10 protein-coding genes are annotated in these 20,089 nt (G+C 68.6%); 3 read left to right on the top strand and 7 right to left on the bottom strand.

The features are described from left to right. Positions 1–46: 46 nt before the first annotated feature. A complete protein-coding gene (gene yghU, locus ACFSC3_RS00940) occupies positions 47–919 on the top strand; it encodes a glutathione-dependent disulfide-bond oxidoreductase (protein ID WP_380937811.1) in 873 nt (290 codons plus the stop codon). A gap of 201 nt (positions 920–1,120) precedes the next feature. Here the strand turns inward: yghU and ACFSC3_RS00935 are convergent, their stop codons facing one another. The 5 genes from ACFSC3_RS00935 to ACFSC3_RS00915 form a co-directional block, all read right to left on the bottom strand. Further along, positions 1,121–4,417, bottom strand: a complete 3,297-nt coding sequence (locus tag ACFSC3_RS00935) for a trifunctional glycoside hydrolase family 18/polysaccharide deacetylase/glycosyltransferase family 2 protein (RefSeq protein WP_380937809.1) — start codon at positions 4,415–4,417, stop codon at positions 1,121–1,123. Between the two features lie 75 nt (positions 4,418–4,492). Continuing rightward, complete coding sequence (locus tag ACFSC3_RS00930) at positions 4,493–5,218, bottom strand: AcvB/VirJ family lysyl-phosphatidylglycerol hydrolase (protein ID WP_380937807.1); 726 nt, start codon at positions 5,216–5,218, stop codon at positions 4,493–4,495. Further along, positions 5,215–8,280 (bottom strand): bifunctional lysylphosphatidylglycerol flippase/synthetase MprF, encoded by a 3,066-nt coding sequence (gene mprF, locus ACFSC3_RS00925; RefSeq protein WP_380937805.1) that lies wholly within the window; start codon positions 8,278–8,280, stop codon positions 5,215–5,217. Before mprF ends, ACFSC3_RS00930 begins: the two co-directional genes overlap by 4 nt. An 80-nt stretch (positions 8,281–8,360) precedes the next feature. Next, entirely contained in the window at positions 8,361–9,077 is a 717-nt protein-coding gene (locus ACFSC3_RS00920) for an AcvB/VirJ family lysyl-phosphatidylglycerol hydrolase (protein WP_380937803.1), read from the bottom strand. Next, entirely contained in the window at positions 9,074–9,424 is a 351-nt protein-coding gene (locus ACFSC3_RS00915; RefSeq protein WP_380937801.1) for a hypothetical protein, read from the bottom strand. The genes ACFSC3_RS00920 and ACFSC3_RS00915 overlap by 4 nt, the downstream gene beginning before the upstream one ends. 98 nt (positions 9,425–9,522) lie before the next feature. Here ACFSC3_RS00915 and ACFSC3_RS00910 point away from each other — a divergent pair, with 98 nt between their 5' ends. Both ACFSC3_RS00910 and ACFSC3_RS00905 read left to right on the top strand, forming a co-directional pair. Beyond that, the gene (locus tag ACFSC3_RS00910; RefSeq protein WP_380937799.1) at positions 9,523–10,206 is read left to right on the top strand and encodes a response regulator transcription factor; all 684 of its coding nucleotides are present in this window, start codon (positions 9,523–9,525) and stop codon (positions 10,204–10,206) included. Then, positions 10,203–11,543 (top strand): sensor histidine kinase, encoded by a 1,341-nt coding sequence (locus ACFSC3_RS00905; RefSeq protein WP_380937797.1) that lies wholly within the window; start codon positions 10,203–10,205, stop codon positions 11,541–11,543. Before ACFSC3_RS00910 ends, ACFSC3_RS00905 begins: the two co-directional genes overlap by 4 nt. A gap of 268 nt (positions 11,544–11,811) precedes the next feature. Here the strand turns inward: ACFSC3_RS00905 and ACFSC3_RS00900 are convergent, their stop codons facing one another. Together ACFSC3_RS00900 and ACFSC3_RS00895 are read right to left on the bottom strand one after the other, a co-directional pair. Continuing rightward, positions 11,812–12,792 carry a hypothetical protein gene (locus ACFSC3_RS00900; RefSeq protein WP_380937795.1) on the bottom strand — a complete coding sequence of 327 codons (981 nt, stop codon included), beginning with the start codon at positions 12,790–12,792 and terminating at the stop codon, positions 11,812–11,814. A gap of 23 nt (positions 12,793–12,815) precedes the next feature. Further along, positions 12,816–20,042, bottom strand: a complete 7,227-nt coding sequence (locus ACFSC3_RS00895) for an autotransporter-associated beta strand repeat-containing protein (protein ID WP_380937793.1) — start codon at positions 20,040–20,042, stop codon at positions 12,816–12,818. Positions 20,043–20,089: the final 47 nt, after the last annotated feature.

Below are 20,089 nucleotides of genomic sequence, written 5' to 3'. Positions count from 1 at the left end.
GCCCGCCGGCCCCATATCGCGCCCGCAACCATTTGCGAGGGACGACATGGCGAACGACGACGCGGCGAACAACCAACCGGCCGGCTATGTCCCGCCGGCGGTGTGGCAATGGAACCCCGGCAATGGCGGCCAGTTCGCCAGCATCAACCGCCCCGTCTCCGGCGCGACCAGCGAGCGCGACCTGCCGGTCGGCGAGCATCCGCTGCAACTCTATTCGCTGGCGACGCCGAACGGGCAGAAGGTGACGATCCTGCTCGAAGAGCTGATCGAGGCGGGCCATGCTGGCGCCGAATATGACGCCTGGATCATCGAGATCGGCAAGGGCGACCAGTTCGGCAGCGGCTTCGTCGCGGTCAATCCCAATTCCAAGATCCCGGCACTGGTCGATCGCTCCGTCAGCCCGGAAATCCGCCTGTTCGAAAGCGGATCGATCCTGATGTACCTCGCCGAGAAGTTCGGCGCCTTCCTGCCGACCGATCGTCATGCGCGGGCGCGCACCATCAACTGGCTGATGTGGCAGATGGGTTCCGCCCCGTTCGTCGGCGGCGGGTTCGGGCATTTCTACGCCTATGCGCCGTTCAAGATCGAATATGCGATCGATCGCTACGCGATGGAGGCGAAGCGGCAATTGCACGTGCTAGACACGCATCTGGCCGCGAACCGCTATCTGGCGGGCGACGACTATACGATCGCCGATATGGCGGCGTGGCCCTGGTACGGCGGGCTGTTCGCCGGCATCTACAAGGCCGAGGAATTCCTCGGCCTGCACGAATATCCCAATGTGAAGCGCTGGCGCGACGAGGTCGGCGCACGCCCGGCGGTGCGACGCGGCGCGATCGTGAACAAAGCGAGCGGCGAGCCGGGGACGTTCCTGCGCGAGCGGCATTCGGGGAGCGATTTCGAGGGCATCACCTTCTAAGCCATCGCCCTCACCCTTCCCACCCGGCTGCGCCGGGCGGGCCCAGTGTCGGGTGAACAGCGCCCCGCGCTGTTCAGTCCATGCCGGGGGCATGGACGACCCGACACTCCTCTCCCGATGGGAGAGGGAGGGAGGCGCGGAGCGCCGGAAGGGTGAGGGTGAGGGTGAGGGTGAGGGTGAGGGTGAGGGTGAGGGCGACGATCACGCCGCCGCTGTCGCGCGTCCCGTGCGGTCGAGCTTGCTCCACCCGACCACCCAGCCGCCGATCGCCGCGGCGATGGCGCGGACCACCACCCAGTACATGATCTGGCGATAGACCAGCCGCTGCGCCACCAGCAGGTGCGCCGGATAGCGCACCCGCGGTGCGTCGAGTCGGTAGGCGACCCAGCCGCAGAACACGTCGATGCTGGTGAAGGCAAGCCAGTAGAGCCCCATCGTCCCCGCATCGCCCGCCGTCTGCGCCCAGCCATGCTGCGCGATGCCGAGCAGGGTCGCGCCGATCGAGATGACCAGCGCCAGGTCGATCAGCGGCGAGATCGCGGCAAACAGGATCTGGAACACCCATGCCTGCGGCAGGCCGACAAATCCGAGCCCGCGCGGGCGACGCTTGGCCATCACCGCCCGGTGCTTCCACAGGCATTGCAGCGTGCCGAACGCCCAGCGATAGCGCTGCTTGGCGAGGCCCTTGAACGTCTCGGGCGCCTCGGTCCAGGCGACCGCCTCCGGATCGTAGAGCACCCGCCAGCCGGCGCGCTGGATCGCGATCGTCAGGTCCTGATCCTCGGCCAGCGTATCCTCGGGGTATCCACCCACCGCATCCAGCGTCGCGCGGCGCCAGGCGCCGACCGCACCGGGCACGACCGTCATCGCATCGAAGCCGGCGAGCGCGCGGCGTTCGAGGTTCTGCGCGGTGATATATTCGACCGCCTGCCAGCGGGTGACCAGGTTCACCCGGTTGCCGACCCGCGCGTCGCCCGCGACCGCACCGATGCGTGGATCGTCGAACCAGCGCGCCAGGCGGCGGATCGTCGCAGGCTCGAACTGGGTATCGGCGTCCAGCGCGATGACGACCTCGCCCGAGGCATGGGTCAGCGCGCGGTTGAGCGCCGCCGCCTTGCCGCCGTTCTTCAGCGTCAGCAGCGTCACGCGCGGATCGTGGCCGAATTCGCGCGCGACGATCGCGCTGGTCGCATCGGCCGACCCGTCGTCGGCGACGATCACCTCGATCTCCGGATAGTCGCTCGCCAGCACGCGGGCGACGGAGGCGGCGATGACGCGTTCCTCGTTATAGGCGGGCAGGATCACCGACACGCGCGGCGTCGCGGTCGGCGGAACGGCCTTCGTTCGCCGGCTCTGCCACCAGGCGAGGCCCGTCATCAACAGGGCACGGGCGATGCCGAGCGAGATGGCGAGGCCGAAGATCCAGCCCAGCAGCGTGACGACGCCTGCGACGACTAGGAAGCTGGCGAGATCGATCCGCACCGCGGTCAGGTCGCTGCCGAAGACCGGCGGCATAGCGGCGGCGCGGGGCACGCCGGCCAGCTGCGACGCGGTGACGAAATGATAGCTTCGCGCGCGCAAGGCATCGATGATCCGCGGCAGCGCCGCCACGGTCTGCGCACGATCACCGCCACCGTCGTGCAGCAGCACGACATTGCCCGACACCGTCGGCGTGGCGGCGGCGACCTGCGCCAGCACCTGATGGACGATCGCGTCCGCCCCCGGCCGCTGCCAGTCGTTCGGATCGACGTGCAGCCCGACGACGGTATAGCCCGCCCGCTGCGCGGTCAGCGCGGGCAGCAGTTCGTCGGTCGTCGTCGGCTCCGCGTCCCCGAAATAGGGCGCGCGGAACAGCGTCATACGGTGCCGGGTATAGGCCTCCACGACACGCTGCGTCGCGTTCATCTCCAGCCGGGCCGACGTCTCCGACGCACTGGCGAGGTTGGGATGGGTATAGCTGTGGTTACCCAGCTCGCTGCCATCCGCCACGATGCGGTTGACCAGCCCCGGGTGGCGCAGGACATTCTCGCCGATGACGAAAAAGGTCGCGGGCACATGCCTGCGTTCCAGCACGTCAAGGATCTGCGGCGTCCAGGTGCCGTCCGGCCCGTCGTCGAAGGTCAGCGCGATTGCCTTGGGATCGGCCGCACCCGTGCGCTGGACGACATAGGGCGTCGGCACCGTGCCATAGCGTTCGTCACGGATCAGCCCTGACGCGTCGAAGTCGAGCGTCCGCGCACCCGGCGTCGGGGTAGCGGTTATGCGCAGGATTTCGCCCGAGCCCTCGACGTCCGTCTCCAGCATCGCACGCGGGTGGGTCAGGTCGGGGCGACCGCCAGTGCGGAAGGCGGCAAGCGCCGGCCAGATGCCCGAATCCTCGCTGCCGAGCCGCCACAGCGCGACATCGTCGATGCCCATCCGCTTCAGCGCGACGAGCTGGTTCCAGCTGGTGGCGGCATCCATCATCCACACCGCATGCCGCTCGCCGTCTTCGTCATAGGCGAACTGCGTGTTGCCGCTGACCGGATCGAACGTCGGCGTGGCGCTGCTGTCGTGCGCGGCGAGCCAGGCTTCCTCGATCGACAGCGCGTCCGTCGTCTTGCCGTGCCAGTCATAGCCATAGCTGCCGAGCGCGACGATCAGCTTGTCCGGCCCGACCGCCTTGCGCGCCTTCGTCACCTCGCGCACGAACCAGTCCTGCGCGGCGATCGGACCCGGCGTGCCGCCGTCGTAATGCTGGTCATAAGCCATCAGCACGACACGATCGGCGACGCGCGCCAGATCGGCGAGCGGCCAGGCGTCGTCCTCGGCCGGCACCGTCACCGCCAGTTGCGCGCCCTTCGGCATCCGGGCGTGAAGCTGCGCGAGCAGCGCGAGATAGCCGGGCATCGCGCGCTCGGGCAGCGCCTCGACATCCATCATCAGCCCGGAGGTTCCCGGCGTATGCGACAGGGCGACGAGCTGGTTCAGCAGCTGCGCGCGCGCGGTGGGCGCGGCAAGCTGCGCCGCGGTCCCCTCCCCGTCCCAGCCGCCGTTCGCGAAATTCTGCACCATCGGCAGGATGCGCGGCGCGCGGCGCGCGGCGGCGATCGTGCGGGCGAAGACCGGGTCGGGATCGACCTTCAGGGTCGGGCTCGTCCCGCCGGCGATCGTCACGGTCGCGGGCACGACCCAGTCGAGCGACTGGATATTGCGCTGGAGCGAGGCGAGGCTGGACTGGTCGCCGGGAACATAGAAACCGACCGTCAGCGGCGTGTTCGCGCCCGGTGCCGTGGTGCGCGGCAACCAGCGGGCGATGCCGTGGCGCGGCGGCGTACCGCGGACGGCGGCGGCATGCGGCTGGGGCAGCGGCAAGGTCAGCTGGCGCGATCCGGGGACGGCGACCAGGGTGCTGGCGAACAGCACCGCGCCGGCGACGATCGCCAGGATGACGAGGGCCAGCGAACGCTTGGCGACACGGCTGCGACGGCCGGTCGGATCGAAGAAGATCGGTTTCATATTCCGCCCATGCCGTCCGCCGCATGGGCGCACGATTGGGGGGAGATTACAGATCGGTCATGCGTCCCCGTCGGCTCACGCGATGCCGAGCCGGGCGAGCTGCGACAGGATCGTCCCGATCAGCCGTGCATCGTCATGATTCAGGAAATGCCCGCCCGGCAGCGCGATCGATGCGACGCGCGGTCCGGAAACGAGCGGGCACAGGCTGTCGCTCTCCGCCGCCCCCTGGATACAGACGACCGGCGCCCAGTCGAGCGTCCGCATCCCCGCCGCCGGCCGCGCGTCCGGCGCGCGGTGATAAGCCAGACCCAGCGGATCGGACCGGAAATAGGCGGTACGCGCCGGTACGACCAGCACGACCGCCGCCACATGACGACGCAGGTCGACCGGCAGATCGGGCGCGGCGACCGACAGCATGTCGGCCCCGAACGACTGGCCGATCAGCAGCAGACGCTGCGTCCCCGGCGTCGCCAACGCGCGACGGATGCCGTCCGCCAGCACCGCGTCCACCTGCTCCCGCGTCCGCGTCACCCCGAAGGCGCTGGGCGAATTGATGCCGACGACCGGAATGCCCTGCGCCGCCAAGGCTCGCACGACGGGCTTGCCCATACCGAAGCGCAGCCCCGCATCGCCCGACACGAACAGAGCCGCGGTCCCGTGAAACGCACCGGTCGCCGGGATCGCCTGATACCGGCTGCCGCTCAGGAACGCCGGCACGCAGGCCACGAGCGTCGTCAGCAGCAACGTCACTGCGCCGACGACCGCGGCGGTCCGGCGATAGCGCGATCGGCCGCGGGTCATGCCGCCGCGGGCACCAGCGCGAGCCCATATGCGACCCGCGTCGATGCGATCGGCGGCACCGATGTCGCGGCCGAGGCCGGATTGCGATCGCCGATCAGCCGGGTCACGTCGCGCAGGGCGAGCAACAGGCCGATCCCGCTCGGCCCGGCGACATAGCGCGGCTCCCACCGCGGGGCGAACTTGTCCTTGTAAGCGCGCAAGCCCCGAAAGCCGTACAGCCGCTCGCCATGGCGGAACGCGAAGGCCGCGAGCCGCGCCCAGGCCGGGGCCAGCCGGCGGTCGGCAATTCCCGACAGCGGCGCCATGCCGAGCGAGAAGCGACGATAGCCGCGCGCCTTCGCCCAGAGCGCCAGGTGGACGAACAGGAAATCCATCGTCCCGCTCGGCGCGTCGTCGCTGTGGCGCATCAGGTCGAACGACGCCTCGCCGCGATTGGCCGTCGCCCAGATGTTGGCGAAGGCGACGACACGCCCGTCGAGCATCGCGACCGCGATGTCGAAGCGTGAGAGATAGTCGCGGTCGAACCGCCCCAGGCTGAAGCGCTTCTCCCGCTGGCCCTTCGCCGCCAGCCAGGCATCGGACACCGCCTGCAATTCGTCGATGATGCAGCCCTGCGCCGCCGCGGGGACGATGCGGAAGCTCAGCCCCTTGCGATCGAGCGCACGCGTCGCCTTGCGGACGCTGCGCAGGCGCGGCGTCTCCAGGTCGAATTCGGCAAGGTCGATCACCGCCTCCTCGCCGAACTTCACGATCTCCAGCCCCATGCCGATCGCCAGGTCGAGGACCGCGCCCGAGACTTCGTAGAGCAGCAGCCGCGCCTGCACCCGGTGCGCCGCTTCGCGCAATTGCCACAGCAGTTCGGGCCAGGCATCCTGCGGGCCGACCGGGTCGCCCATCACCGCCCAGCTGTCGCCGGCCACCGCATACATGGCGAAGGCGCGGCCATCGTCGGACCAGAAGAAACGCTTGTCGCCGGTCAGCGCGAGCATCGCGTCCGATCGTTCGGCATGGTCCAGCGCCTGCGCCAGTCGCTCGGGATCGGGTGCGGCCGCTTCGGGCAGCGCACGCGCCGGCGCCAGCAATCGCCACGTCACCGCCGCGCCCAGCAGTATCCCGCTGATCAAGCTCGCCCGCAGGAAGCGCGGAGCATCGCCGCCACGCAACGCGACCCGCCACCACAGATCGTCCGAATAGGGAACATGACGAAACGCGAAGAAGCCCGCCCACATCGCCGCGGCGAACACCGTCGCGATGCTGACCAGCCAGCCGCCACTGACCGGGATCTGGGTCAGCGCAGTGCGGCGGTAAAAGGCCGCGCGTGTCCATTGCAGCAGCCCGGCGATCACCAGACAGACGATCGCTTCCTCGTAATCGAAGCCCTTCGCCAGCGAAAACACGGCACCCGCGACCAGCAATATCCGCGCCGCCAGATTGGCGCCGTCGAGGCGCCGATACAGCCCCGGCGCGAGCAGCAGCAGCAACGTGCCGACCACGCTGGCGGCGAGATGGCTCGCCTCGATGAACGGTAGCGGCAGGACGTGCGCCAGATCGCGGAGGCGGCCGTGCTCGGCCGGCAACGCGCCCGACAGCAGCAGCAGCGCCCCGCCCCCGAACGCCGCAGCGGCCAGCATGGTCGGCGCGACGCTTTCGACCGCCGCCTCGATCCCCGTCAGAAATCGGGCCGCATGACGCTGGCGCCGCCCCTCGTGAAGGGCGAGCAGCAGGATGCCGAGCACCAGCGGCGCGAGATAATAGACGACGCGGTAGACGACGAGCGCGGCGAGCAGCACCGCCTTGTCCCCCGGCAGCACCGCGACGACCACCGCCTCGAACACACCGATCCCCCCGGGGACGTGCGTGACGACCGATGCGACGATCCCCAGCGCATAGGCGAGCACGAACGCCGGCAGCAGCGCGGGCGCGGCCGAGGGCATCAGGACGAACAGCGCGGCGCTGGCGCAGGACAGGTCGGCGGCGGCGATCGCCAGTTGCGCCAGGAACTGCCGCGGTCCGGGCAACGGGATGGTCATGCCCAGCAGGCGGATCGGCTTGCGGTGGATGAGGGTCGCGACGAAGGCCGCGGCGATCGCGACGACGATGACGACGCCCAGCGCGTGAGTCATGCCTTCGCCAAGCGCGAGCCCCGGCACGACCAAGGCGCCTTCGTGCGTGGCGAGCGCGACGCCGGTCACCGCGAATACGCCGATCCAAAAGGTCGCGCCCGCCAGCCCAACGATCCGCGCGACGTCCGGACCGTCCAGCCCGGCGGCGGTATAGACGCGGTAGCGCGCCGACCCGCCGGTCAGCAACGCAAGGCCCAGATTGTGGCTGAGCGTATAGCTGGTGAACGATGCGGTCGCCGCCGTCCGCCACGGCAGCGGCCGGCCGATGATGGTGAGCGCGATCACGTCGTAGAAGGTCAACGCGAGATAGCTGAGTGCGGTGAAACCGACCGCGAGCGCGATCCGCTCCGGCGGCAGTGCGGCGACGGCGGCCTTCACATCCGCCAGCCGCACCTCATGCGTCAGCCGGTCGAGCGCGGCGAGCGCGACCGCGAGCAGCAGTACCGCGACGCCGCCCAGGATCCACCCGCGGTATCGCTCCGCGATCCGGCGCAGGCTGGCGATCCGCCCCTGCCAGCGCTCAGCCACGGGGCACCGCCGCGATCCGCGTCCACGTCTGCGACTGCAGACCAGCCCGCCCAGGATACAACCGCGCACGCGCAGCGACACCGGCGTCACCTGGTCGATGATCGAGGCGAAGCTGTGGTGCATGTCGGGAACAAACACCGTGCCCTCCCAGCGGCCGGTGCCATCGGGGCGATAGTCCTGCATCAGCGTGGTGCCGACCAGGTTGGTCACGCCCGCCTCGCGCGCGTCGCTTTCCGCCTCTCCATTCGCCCAGACGATCCGGCCGCACAATCTGTCGCCGCAAGCCGCGGTCTCCACCGCGACGCTGTGATGCGGGTTCAACCACAGGCCGTCTGGCGACGGCGCCGCCGCGGCTCCGGCGGCGGCCGGCGTGGCGATGGCGAGCGCGATGATGCCGACGAGCTTGCGCATCGGAGAATCCTTTCGTGAGTGGTCCGACACAAGGCCGTCTCGCGGCGGGTCGCGTCGATCAGAGATGATGGTGCGGGCGGTCATGCGTCCGGCCCGCCGAGCGCGCGAAGCAGCGTGGCGGTGACCAGCGCCGAATCCTCGTGCAGGAAATGCCCGCCGGGCAGCGCGACCGACGTCACGTTGCGCTGGTGCCATTCCGGGCACAGGCTGCCTGTCTCGCTTTCGCCATGCAGGCACAGCACGTTCGGCCCCGTCAATTGCTGCGCATAGGGCAGCGCGGGGCCATCGTGGGTGATGTCGAACGCGCCGCCCGGGGTCGCGCGGAACAACATGCTGTCGCTCGGCACGATCAATTCGACGATCGCGACGTTACGCTTCAGCGCCGGCGGCAGCGCGGCGGCACCGGCCAGCACGATGTTCGCGCCGAACGACTGGCCGATCAGCATCACCCGCTTCGCCCCCGGCATCGCCTCCGCCCGCGCGACCGCATCGGCGACCAGCGTGTTCGATGCGACGACGCTGCGTCGATGTGCAAACGCCGTCAGCGAATTGACCGCGAGCACGGGGATGCCCGCGTCGGCGATATGCCCGGCGATGGTCGGCCCCATGCCGGCGTTGAATCCCATGTCGCCCGAGAAGAACACCGCGACCGTCCCGTCGCGATCGGCCCCGCGCGCCTCGACCACGGTATAGACCGGCCCGCCGAGATACCCCAGATGCCAGACATAGGCGGTCGATCCGGCGATCACGGCGACGATGACCGCGACCAGCACCGACAGGACGCGCCCGCGCCTCATCGCTCCATCCAATAGGTCAGCACGAAACACGACACCGTCAGCAGCAGCATCGCGGCGATGAACGCCGCGTCGGCGAGGCGTTCGAGCCAGTGCAGCCGCGTCTGCGACTGGACGCGCAGCGCGAAATAGGCGGACAGGCTGGCGGCCAGGAACAGCAGCGCGTCGAACGACAGCAGATCGTCGGCGATCGTGCCGATCCGCTGGCGGCGTACGAGGACCTGGATGATGCCGATGGCGGTCATGCAGGCACCGACCAGCCCCGCCGACACCGGGCAAATCATGGCACAGGTCCGCTCGTCCAGCATAACGCTGCGGCGAGGGCTGCGGTGGTGGTGCTGGCGCATCATGGCCGTCTGGCTAACGCCGCGCGTCCTTCGCGGGGCTGGCCGAAACATGACCGATCGGTAATACCTCCGCCCGGCATCGACGTGGGTAAGGCGGCTGCATGAAGATTCTGGTGATCGAGGACGACGCATCGACTGCGGCGTTCGTGCGCAAGGGATTGGAAGAGGCCGGTTATACGGTCGACCACGCGCCGAACGGCCGTGACGGCCTGTTCCTCGCGACCGACGGCAGCTACGACTGTATCGTGCTCGACCGCATGCTGCCGGGGATCGACGGCATGGGCGTGCTCGCCGGGCTGCGTGGGGCCGGCATCGCGACGCCGGTCATCGTGCTGTCCGCGCTGGGCGCGCCGGAGGATCGCGTCGCCGGCCTGACGAAGGGCGCTGACGATTATCTGACCAAACCCTTCACCTTCGCCGAACTGGAAGCGCGGATCGGTCTGCTGATCCGTCGCGGCGGCGCGTCGGGCACGGCGCCGACGACGACGCTGGGTTATGGCGATCTGGAAATGGATCTGCTCGGACGCCGGGTGAGGCGCGCCGGCCAGGCGATCGACCTGCAACCGCGCGAGTTCCGCCTGCTCGAATTCCTGCTGCGTCATGCCGATCAGGTGGTGACCCGCACGATGCTGCTCGAAGGCGTGTGGGACTATCACTTCGACCCCGGCACCAACGTCATCGACGTCCATGTCAGCCGGCTGCGGCGCAAGATCGACGACCCCTTCGACACCGCCCTGCTCCAGACGGTGCGCGGCGTCGGCTATCGGCTGGGGACGGAGGGGTGAAACGCGGCAGCGCCACCGTCCAGCTGGCCCTGCTCGTCTTCGCCTGCCAGATCGTCGCCGCAGCGGTGCTGCTCGGCGGCATCGGCGGCTACATCCGCTGGCAGTCGGCGATCGACGTCCGCACCCGATCGGAGGAACTGCGCGAGGATCTGCTGGCGGTCTACGGCCGTGACGGCGCGGCGGCGCTGGCGCGTGTCGTCTCCACAAGATCGCACCGGCACGCCGGCGGGGCGGTGGTCCTGCTGACCGACCGCGCCTATCGCCCGGTCGCCGGCAACCTCGCGGCCTGGCCCGACGGGTTGGGAAGCGGCCCGGGCCTGGCCGACCGGACGCTTACGCGCATCGGCGATACCGCCCCCGAGCCGATGCGCCTGCGCGCGACCCGCCTGCCCGACGGCACGCACCTGCTGACCGGCATGATCTTGCGCGGCGAACAGCGCGCGATCGCGGTGGTGGAGGAAGCCAGCCTTGCCGCCCTGGCGCTCGCCATCCTGCTGGCCGCAGCGGCCGCCTGGGCGTCGGCCCGGATGTTCGCCGCGCGGCTGGCCGAACCGGTCGCGGCGCTGGAGGCGGCCCGCTACGGCGACCTGTCGCGCCGTGTCGCCGATACGGCCGGCGGCGACTCCTTCGCCGCCCTCGCCCGCGTCGTCAACGCGACCTTGGAACGGTTGCAGGCCTTGGTCGGCGACCTGACCTTCGCGACCGATGCGATGGCGCACGACCTGAAATCCCCGCTCACCCGACTGTCCGCCGCCCTCGACCGGGCAGCACTTGCCCACGACACCGACGCGATGGCGCAGGGCATCGCCCGCGCGCAGGACGAAGCGACGCGCATCCTGGCCATCGTCACCACCGCGCTCAGCATCCGCCGCGCCGAAAGCGGCGTCGGTCGCGACGCCTTCACCCCCGTCGACGTCGCCGCGATGCTGGAGGACTTGGCCGAAATCTACGGCCCCGTCGCCGAGGACGCCGGTCGCGAGATCGTGGCCGACGCACCCGGCCCCCTGATCCTCACCGCGCATCGCGAACTACTCGGCCAGGCGATCGGCAATCTGATCGACAACGCACTGAAATACGGCGAAGGCCGCATCACCCTGTCGGCCCGCCGCGACGCGATCGGCGTCACGCTGACCGTCCGCGACGAAGGCCCCGGAATCCGCCCCGAAGACCGCGCCGCCGCGCTCCAACGCTTCGGCCGCCTGGACACCGCCCGCACCCGCGAAGGCGCCGGCCTCGGCTTCTCCCTGATCGCCGCGGTCGCCTCGCTGCACGAGGGCGAGCTCGACCTTCAGGACGCCGCGCCGGGTCTAGCGGCCAGCCTGATCCTTCCAATCTGATCTGCAGGAGGGGACCGCCGTTTCCGACGATATTCCAAAGTCTACAATAACTTGAGGAGTCGTGCATTACGCACGACAGCTGTCCGCCGCGCCATCGCCATCCGCCACCTCGTCGGCGACCTCGCCTGCCGGAAAGGCTGCTCGAGGCGATCTTCGACCCTATCTTCGGGCCAAGGCGGCACGGAGTTACCCCCATACCGCCTCTCCCGGCGTCAATGTCGTGCCACTCCTTTGGGCTATGCAGAACTCGCATCGCCCCGTGTACACGTCACCGCTTCTTCGCGCTGAGATCCAGATCGTAATAGTGCTTCAGGTACTCCCCTAAAGTCAGCGCAAGCACGTCACCGAACCGGCGGCGGCTCTCGGCGATATCGCGCAACCCCTTCCAGTGGGTTTCGAATTGCAAGCCGCAGATCTTGCCGTCCGCGATGCTGCCTGCCGCCGCTGCACCCGTGGAGCAGGTGTGCCGCAACGTGTTGTAGCCTGCCGAGAAATACTTCTCGTCGCCCGGCCTCGGATCGGCGTCGCTGGGAACCGCCGGAATGCCTTCCCGCTCGAACAACGACCCCAGAGCCTTCGGCCCGCGGAGCATCTCGGAAAGCGGGATCTTATCCGAAAGCAGATTGCGCACCGACACGCGGTCGCGCAGTTTGGGATCGGCATCGAGCTTGGCGTCCGAGTAATTGATCTCTGAGGTCTTCAGCAGATAGCCGATTTCAACCCGCTGGTTCGGGTGCCCGTGGCCATGGATGTCCATGTACCAGCCCTTGCCGAAATCCCGGATGACAGTGCGTTCAGCCTGTTCGATGAAGTTGTGCCAGTCCTTGAAAGCCTGCGCCGCCTCCGCAGAGCCACACGCAGCCTCCTCCAGCGAACGGTTCGCGTCCATTTTCTTGCGGGAAAGATAGGCAAGGACGACATGGGGATAGAAGCCATAACGGCGATAGAACGCCGCGCGGATGGCTCGGGTCAGTTCGGTCGTATTGGTATCCCGAACCGTGATCGCGCTGCCGCCGCAGGCCTCCGGCGTGCGATCCGGGATCGATTCCGGCATCAGTTGGCCGCCGTGCGGGGCGGTAATGATGACCGGGCCGGTGCCCGGCAGATACTCGATATATTTATTCTGTCCCCAGATCGATCGCGGTGCCGGCGCGTCGTCCTGGACAGCATTGGGTTTGGCGAAGGTTGGCGTACTGCCTGTCGCAGCCAAAGGCAGCAGCGACAGCGTCAGGGCGAACGACTTCAGCATGATACATCTCCCATCGTGAGTGATTACAAGCGCCAACCGAAGGTGGCGCGGACGCCGTGATCCTGCGCGTTGCGCGCGAATTCGCCGACATACCGGACCGAAAGCGTGCCCCCGCCCGCATTCAGCGAAAGACCGAGATCGGTCGTCGCACTGAGGTTCGACGGATGGTTGCCGGTGATCGAGAAGCCCTGCCCGGTCGCCAGGAATCGAGCGCTCCGCGTCGCGACCGCGTCGAAATTCTGGCTCTGCACCGCGATCGAACCGGTAAGACGGAACATGCTGCCGACGAGGACGGGCGGCCGTCCATCGAAGCGCACGCCTGCCTTGCCGCCCCATACCCCGGTATCGACCCGGCCGAGGTCGAGCGCGGCAGCGCCCCCGGTTTCGGTGATGGGGTCGGATACCAGCCGACCGACATCGAGGCCGACAAAGGGTTCGATCTTCCAGCGGCGCATCGAGAAAGTGTGAGCCAGCTCGCCATAGGACTGGAACATGCTGGTCGTTCCGCGTCCGGCCAGCGTATCGCCATAGTCGCCGATCACCACCGATCGATCGACCTTGGCCGTGCTGCTCTCGAAATTGGCGCCGAACCTTATGCTCAGCGCGTCGACGCGGTACCCGCCATAGACGCCGACGGTCGTGGCGCTGGTCGTCGCGCGGCTGACCAGGACGCGTGAATCGAGATCGTTGGCGCCGTAGCCGGCCAGCAGCCCGAGCCGCACGTCGCCGACCGGGACGTCGATGCCGCCGCGCACGCCGATGGCCCGACGATCGAGCGCGGCTGTGCCGCTGCCCTCGATCTCCATGTCGCTCGAATTATACTGCATCCACGCGCCGCGCCGGACCGGTTCGGCGAGGCGATCGAACGCGGCATCGCGGCCAAGGCGGGCGTGGTGCAGCGCCAGTGCCGGCAACGCCGCGTAGAGCTCGCCCGACAGCTGGGTAAAGCCCTGCCGCGCACCTGCGGTATCCTGACCCAGGATCTGATCCAGCACGATGCCCGACTGCCCGGCCTGCACGGCGGCGGCCACGGCCTTCTGATTCGGCGTCTTGGCCGTCCGTTCGAAGGAGATGTCGGTGCGGCGCAGGAGAAGGTTCACCGACGAATCGGTGTAGACCAAGGTCGGCGCCAGGAACGCCAGGTCGCTGGTCACGTCGGCGAACTTGCCGGTGATCGAACCGGACGCGGCCACGATCTGATAGGTCGTCTGTGCCTTGTAGCCCGCTCCGAGCGGCATGACACGCACGCTGCCGCCTTCGATCAGGACATTGCCGCCGACGACGACCTTGTCGCTGCCCGCCGTTGCGGAGGTTTCGACTTCGTAGAGCGAACCGGCGCGGAACACGATGTTGCCGGTGGTCGTGATCGTGCCGATCGAATTGCCAGGTGCGATCCGGCCCGCCACGTCGAGGCTGCCGAAGCTGCCGTTGCCGCCCAGGCGACCACCGCTGCCGATAATCGTCGTGGCGTTGGCCAGGCTGCCGTTGATCACCAACTGCCCGCCGTCGATGCGACTGAAGCCCGAATAGCTGTTCGCGCCGGTCAGCGTCAGCGTTCCCGAGCCGGTCTTCACCAGATTGCCGGTGCCGCTGATGACGCCGTCATAGCTGGTGCTGGCATTGTTCCCGCCAACGGTCAGCGTCGCGCTGCCCAGCGTCACCGTGCCCGTCCCGCTGAGCCCGGCGATCGTCTGGTCAAAGTTCGCCAGATCGAACTGGCCCGCGCCCATGATCACCGCACTACGCGCGATCACGTTCGTCGCGCCGGCCCGGAGGACGCCTCCGCTGATCGTCGTCGCGCCGGTGTAGGTATTGGCCCCGGAGAAAGTGAGCGTGCCGGTACCCGCCTTCTCGACACCGCCGCTGCCGCTGATCACGCCGGCCCAGGTCTCGGTCGCGGAGCCCGCGATCGTCAGCGTGGAGCGGTCGAGCAGCACCTTGGCCCCCGAGACACCGCGCAGCCCTTCGAGCGTCCGGCTGCCGGACGTCAGGTCGAGCACACCGGTCGACCCGGAAACATTGACGCGTCCGACAATGCTGCTGCCCGACGCGAGCGCCAGCGTCCCGCTCGAGATGGTCGTGCCGCCGGTGTAGCTGTTGGCACCGGTCAGGGTCAGGGTGCCGGTACCGGTCTTCGTCAGCGCGCCGGTCCCCGAGATGCTGCCCGAATAGCTGCTGCTGCCATTGCCGCTGCCGACGGTCAGCGTATTGCTACCGAGCGCGACATTGCCCGCACCGCTCAGCGCGCCGATCGTCTTGGCGGTGGTGATCGACAGCGTACCCGCCGACGCGATCTCGACCGCGCCGGACGTGGGAATCGCGTTGCTCGACGCCAGCACGAGCGTGCCCCCGTCGATGCGCGTGCCACCGCTATGGGTGTTGGCGCCGGACAGGGTCAGCGTGCCTGAGCCGGCCTTCACCAGCTTGCCCGCACCCGAGATGACGCCGTCGAAGCTGCCATCGGCGCCGGCCTCCGCGACGGTCAGGACGCCACCCGTGCCGAGCGTCACCGCACCGGTGCCGGCGAGGCGGCTGACCGACAGCGCGGCGCCGTTCAGGTCGAGGGTGGCGCCGGACGCGACCGTCACCGCCCCCGTGCCGAGTCCGGTCGCGCCATCGAGACGCAGCGTGCCGGCCGTAACGCGCGTGCCGCCGCCGTGACTCTGGCTGCCGCTGATCGAGAAGACGCCGCTGCCGACCTTCTCCAGCGCCCCCGTCCCCGAGAAGGTACCGCCGAACGCGCCCGCCGCATTGTTCGCACCGACCGACAGGGTGCCGGTCAACTGCACGCTACCGGTGCCGGACAGCGTCGCCAGCGTGTTATCGGCCGCGACATCCAGCGTCGCGCCGCTTTCCAGCGCCACGCCCGAACTGGACGCGATCGCATTGGTCGAAGCGAGACGCAGCGTCCCGCCGCTGACGGTCGTCGCACCGGAATAGCCATTCTGCCCGCCCAGGATCAGCGTGCCGCTGTCCAGCTTGGTCAGGCCGCCCGATCCGCCGATCGCGGCGTCGATGCGCGCGGTCACGCCGGCGTCGACACGGATATTGCCCTCGGCCGTCACGGAGGTCAGCGCGCCCGTGCCCGGGGCGATCACATAACCATTGGTCGTGAACTGCATGCCGGTGAACGACAGGTTCGCATCCGTCGTCACGGTGCCGCCCGTTCCCTGGAAGATCGCCATCCGGGCGCCCCAGCGGTTGTTCTGCGTGCCGTCGGAATTGGTCCAGTTATAGGTCTGGTTCGTCCAGCTGCCGTTGCCGCCGGCGATGGTGCCGTCCCCGCCCGTCCCCGCGCCATCCCAGAACTGGATTTCGGGCAATGCCCCCGACACGACGAGGTTGACCTGATTTGCCACATTGGTCTGCAGATCGAGCTGCGCGCTCGACACCCCATTCGGCAGCGTGCCGAATGTGATGCCCGTGTTGGTCAGCGCGCCGCCATAGTCGATCAGCCGGTACACACCGGCACCGAACTGGCCGATGTCGGTGATGTTGAGGGCACCGGCAAGCGTGACGTCGCCGGTGACGACCAGACGATCGCTGGCCGACACATTGCCCGGGGCGCCCAGATCATAGTTCAGGTTTGACCCGCTGTTGAGCACGAGGCTGCCGAGCGTCAACACGCCGGCCGACCCCGCCGTACCGACCGCCAGCGTGCCGCCGCTCGCGACGGTCACGGCGCCGGCGACCGTGCCGGTACCGCCCAGCGTCGCGCCGCTCGCGACCGTCGCTTCGCCGGCGACACTGCCGTTGACCAGCACGGTGCCCGCGGTCACCGCCGTCCTGCCCGTGTAGCTGTTGGCGCCGCCGAGGGTGAGGCTGCCGGATCCGCTCTTGGTGATGCCGCCGGTACCGCTGGCGACGCCCGAGAATTCGACCGTCCGGCTGGTGCTGACCGTCAGCGTATTCCCCCCCAGCGCGATCGCGCCGCTGCCGGTCAGGCCGGCGATGGTCTTGTTGACGCCGATTTGCAGCGTTCCCGCCGCATCGATCTGGACCGCACCGCCGTTCGCCAGCGAATTGGCCGCGGCGATCGACAGGGTGCCGTTCGAGATCGTCGTGCCGCCGCTGAAGCTGTTCGCGCCGCTGAGCGTCAGCGTACCCGTGCCCGTCTTGATCAGCGCGCCGCGCGTGCCGGTGATCGACCCGGTGAAGCTGCTGTCGCCGCTGCCGCCGGTGGTCAGCGACCCGTCGGTGCCGATCAGGAGCGTGCCCGCGCCGGACAGCTGACCGATCTGCGTCGGCACGCCGGCCAGGTCCAGCGTGGTGCCCGCGTCGATCGAAATGGCCCCCGAACCGATCGCACCGCCGGCCGCCAGACGGATAGTACCGCCGGTCAGGCTGGTACCGCCGCCGAAGCTGTTGTCGCCGCTCAGCAGCAGCGTACCGGTGCCCGTCTTGACGATACCGCCGGTGCCGGTCAGCCGACCTGCGAAGCTGCTGTCGGCATCGCCCGCGCCGATCGTCAGCGTAGCGCCGAGCTCGACCAGACCGTCGCCAGCCAGCGTCGGCACGCTCTGATCCAACGCGATTTCGACCACGCCGGCGGACGCCACGGTGAAGTTGCCTGGCAGAGCGCCGGCTCCTGCAAAGCGCAGCCGCCCGCCGTTCACCACGGTGCCGCCGGTATAGCTGTTGGCGCCGGTCAGCGTCAGCACGCCGCTGTCCAGCTTGGCGAGGCCGCCGGTGCCACTGATGCCGGTCGAAATCGTCGCCGAGATGTTCGGGTCGACGCGGATCGAGGTGACCGCCTCGATCGCTTCGAGTGAACCGGTGCCGCTGGCGATCTCATAGCCGTCGACCATGAACTGCATGCCGCCGAAGCGGATCGAATCGTCGATCGTGACCCTGCCGCCGGTCGTGCCGAACACGGCGAACTGCTCACCCCATGCGTCGTTGCGGACGCCGTCGCTGCGCGCCCAGGAATCGAGCGCCCGGACCCAACTGCCCGCACCGCCGCTGATCACCGCGTCGCCCGAACTGCCCGACCCGTCCCAGAACTGGACCGCGGGCACCAGCGTGCTGCTGTTGCCGTAGACGAGGTTGACCTGCTGCCCCATCGAGGTCTGGACCGAGACGAGGTTGAGGTCGGTGCCCGCCGGCATCGAGCCGATGAGCAGGCCGTTGTCAGTCAGCGCCCCGGTGTAGTCGATCAGGCGATAGACGCCCATGCCGAAGCCGCCGACGTTGTTCACGTTCAGCGTGCCGTCCAGCGTCAGGTCGCCGGTCACGATGACGCGATCGCTCTGAGCCGCATTGGCGACGCCGGGTGCGCCCAGGTCGAAGGCCAGCGTGGTGTCGGCGTTCAGCACGAGCGAACCGGTACGCAATGTGCCGGCAGTTCCCGCCGTGCCGGGTGCGATACCGGTGTTCGCGGCCATCGTCACGGCTCCGGCTATGGTGCCGCCACCGCTCAGCACGCCGGTGTTCATCGCGACTCCGCCGGCCAGCGCGCCGGTTACGGTCAGGCTACCACCGTCGACCGTCGTCGTGCCGAGGAAGCTGTTGGTCCCGCTCAGCGTCAGCAGGCCGCTTCCGGTCTTGACGAGGTTGCCGGTGCCGGAGATTTCACCCGACAGCGTCGCATCGGCATTGTCCGCGCCGAAGGTCAGCGTCGCATTCGCCGTGCCGAGTTGGACGGCGCCGGCGCCGGTGACGCCCCGCGCGGTCTGGCTGAACCCGTTGAGGTTCAGCGTGCCGTTCGCCCCGATAGTGATCGCCGACGCGGAGGAGAAGGCGTTGTCGGCGCTGGCCCGCAACGCGCCGCCCGTGATCATCGTCGCACCGCTATAGCTGTTGGCGTTCGCCAGCGAATAGGTGCCGCTGACGATCTCCAGCGTGCCGCTGCCGCTGATCGTCTGCGCCGCGACCTGGGTGTAGCTATCGCTGCGGTTGAAGAACAGCGACCCGTTGTTCACGATCGCGCCATTGACGCTGCCCAGCGTGCCGCCGTTGCCGAGGCGAAGCGTCGCACCGTTCGCGATCGTCGCGCCGGCCGTGGCCACGTTGAGCGTGCCGGGTGCCGTCCAGTCGCCGCCGTTGACCTGCAGTTCCTCGAAGTTCGAGATGGCCGGCAGCACGGCGGTACCGCTGCCGAACAGCTTCAGCGTGTCATAGCCGTTCGTGCTCGCGACACCGCCGCTGACCTCGCCGACGACGGTCGCGCCCGTCTCGATCGAAATCGTGTTCATGCCGCCGTAGAAATCGATCGCCCCGCTCCCACCGCTGGTGGTGCTGCCCGCGTACAGCGTGATGTTCCGGACATGCGCGGTCGAGGACTGGCCGGAAATGCCGTAGTCCGTACCGCTGATCGTCCCGTAGTTGTTGAGCGTCAGGGCGCTTACATACATGCCGTCGCTGTCGGGCGAGCCGTCAGCCTTCAGCTTTCCTGCGCCGGTAACGCTCCCGCCCGCGAGCACATTGACCACGTTGGTGCCGGAGGACAACATGTAGATGCCGGTCGCCACGCCGCTCAGACTCGCGCCGCCCTCGACGGTGATGGTATTGTTGCCACTGGCCACGTAAATGCCGTTGCTGCCGCCCTGCGTCGTGCTTCCGCTGCCCAGGGTGATTGTGCGCGAAAGGGTCGAGATGGAGCTGCTCGAGTTGATCGCCGTGCCCGCCGCGACGATCTGCCCCCTCTGCTCGATCGTACCGTTCCCGAACGTCATACCGTTCGCCCCGGCGTTAATGACGCCCGTGTTCGTCAACAGCAGATTGGCATTGGGCACATAGAAGAGATCGATGCCGTCGCCGATCAGCGACCTCATCGTGCCGGCATTGTTGACCGTGATCGTGGTGCCATTTTCCGCGACGTTGTTTTCGAGATTGTAGATTCGAAGAACGTCTTGAGCCGAACGGATCTCCGCGCCGGCGTTATTGTTGAGCGTCAGGGAGCGCGAGGTGTAATTTCCGGTCGTATCGATCGCCCGCGCACCGGAAGTTGTCGTGGTTGCAGTGGCAAGGATCGTACCATTGTTGGTGATCACCGGACCTGCACTCGTCGGTGCGCTGTTGTAGGATATCCACCGCGATGTCCCGGTGAAGGTCACCGTGACGCCGGGTGACACCGTCACTGTCGCCTCGCCACCGACGCTGGTGGAACTGCTGGGCGAGGTGTTCGCGCTCACGACGGTCTGCGCCTGCGCAAGCGAGGGTATCGCCCCTGCCGTGAACACGGTCGCGAGCAGGATCGGCCGCAGGCTGCGGCGACGCATCGGCGAGGACGTTTTGGTGACGGCTGGCATGTAGTTCCCCCTTGAAACGAAATATGTCGATGGCGCCGGCAGGATGT

Source organism: Sphingomonas floccifaciens (assembly GCF_042681125.1).
Lineage (GTDB): Bacteria > Pseudomonadota > Alphaproteobacteria > Sphingomonadales > Sphingomonadaceae > Sphingomonas > Sphingomonas floccifaciens.
Note: the sequence above shows the minus strand (reverse complement) of the source record. Positions and strands in the feature narration are given on the sequence as shown.

Bases quoted from the DNA above. Each gene is read 5' to 3' on its own strand.
- ACFSC3_RS00895 (WP_380937793.1), bottom strand. From the start codon at position 20,042: ATGCCAGCCGTCACCAAAACGTCCTCGCCGATGCGTCGCCGCAGCCTG.
- ACFSC3_RS00915 (WP_380937801.1), bottom strand. From the start codon at position 9,424: ATGATGCGCCAGCACCACCACCGCAGCCCTCGCCGCAGCGTTATGCTG.
- yghU (WP_380937811.1), top strand. From the start codon at position 47: ATGGCGAACGACGACGCGGCGAACAACCAACCGGCCGGCTATGTCCCG.
- ACFSC3_RS00900 (WP_380937795.1), bottom strand. From the start codon at position 12,792: ATGCTGAAGTCGTTCGCCCTGACGCTGTCGCTGCTGCCTTTGGCTGCG.
- ACFSC3_RS00920 (WP_380937803.1), bottom strand. From the start codon at position 9,077: ATGAGGCGCGGGCGCGTCCTGTCGGTGCTGGTCGCGGTCATCGTCGCC.
- ACFSC3_RS00910 (WP_380937799.1), top strand. From the start codon at position 9,523: ATGAAGATTCTGGTGATCGAGGACGACGCATCGACTGCGGCGTTCGTG.
- ACFSC3_RS00930 (WP_380937807.1), bottom strand. From the start codon at position 5,218: ATGACCCGCGGCCGATCGCGCTATCGCCGGACCGCCGCGGTCGTCGGC.
- mprF (WP_380937805.1), bottom strand. From the start codon at position 8,280: ATGCGCAAGCTCGTCGGCATCATCGCGCTCGCCATCGCCACGCCGGCC.
- ACFSC3_RS00935 (WP_380937809.1), bottom strand. From the start codon at position 4,417: ATGAAACCGATCTTCTTCGATCCGACCGGCCGTCGCAGCCGTGTCGCC.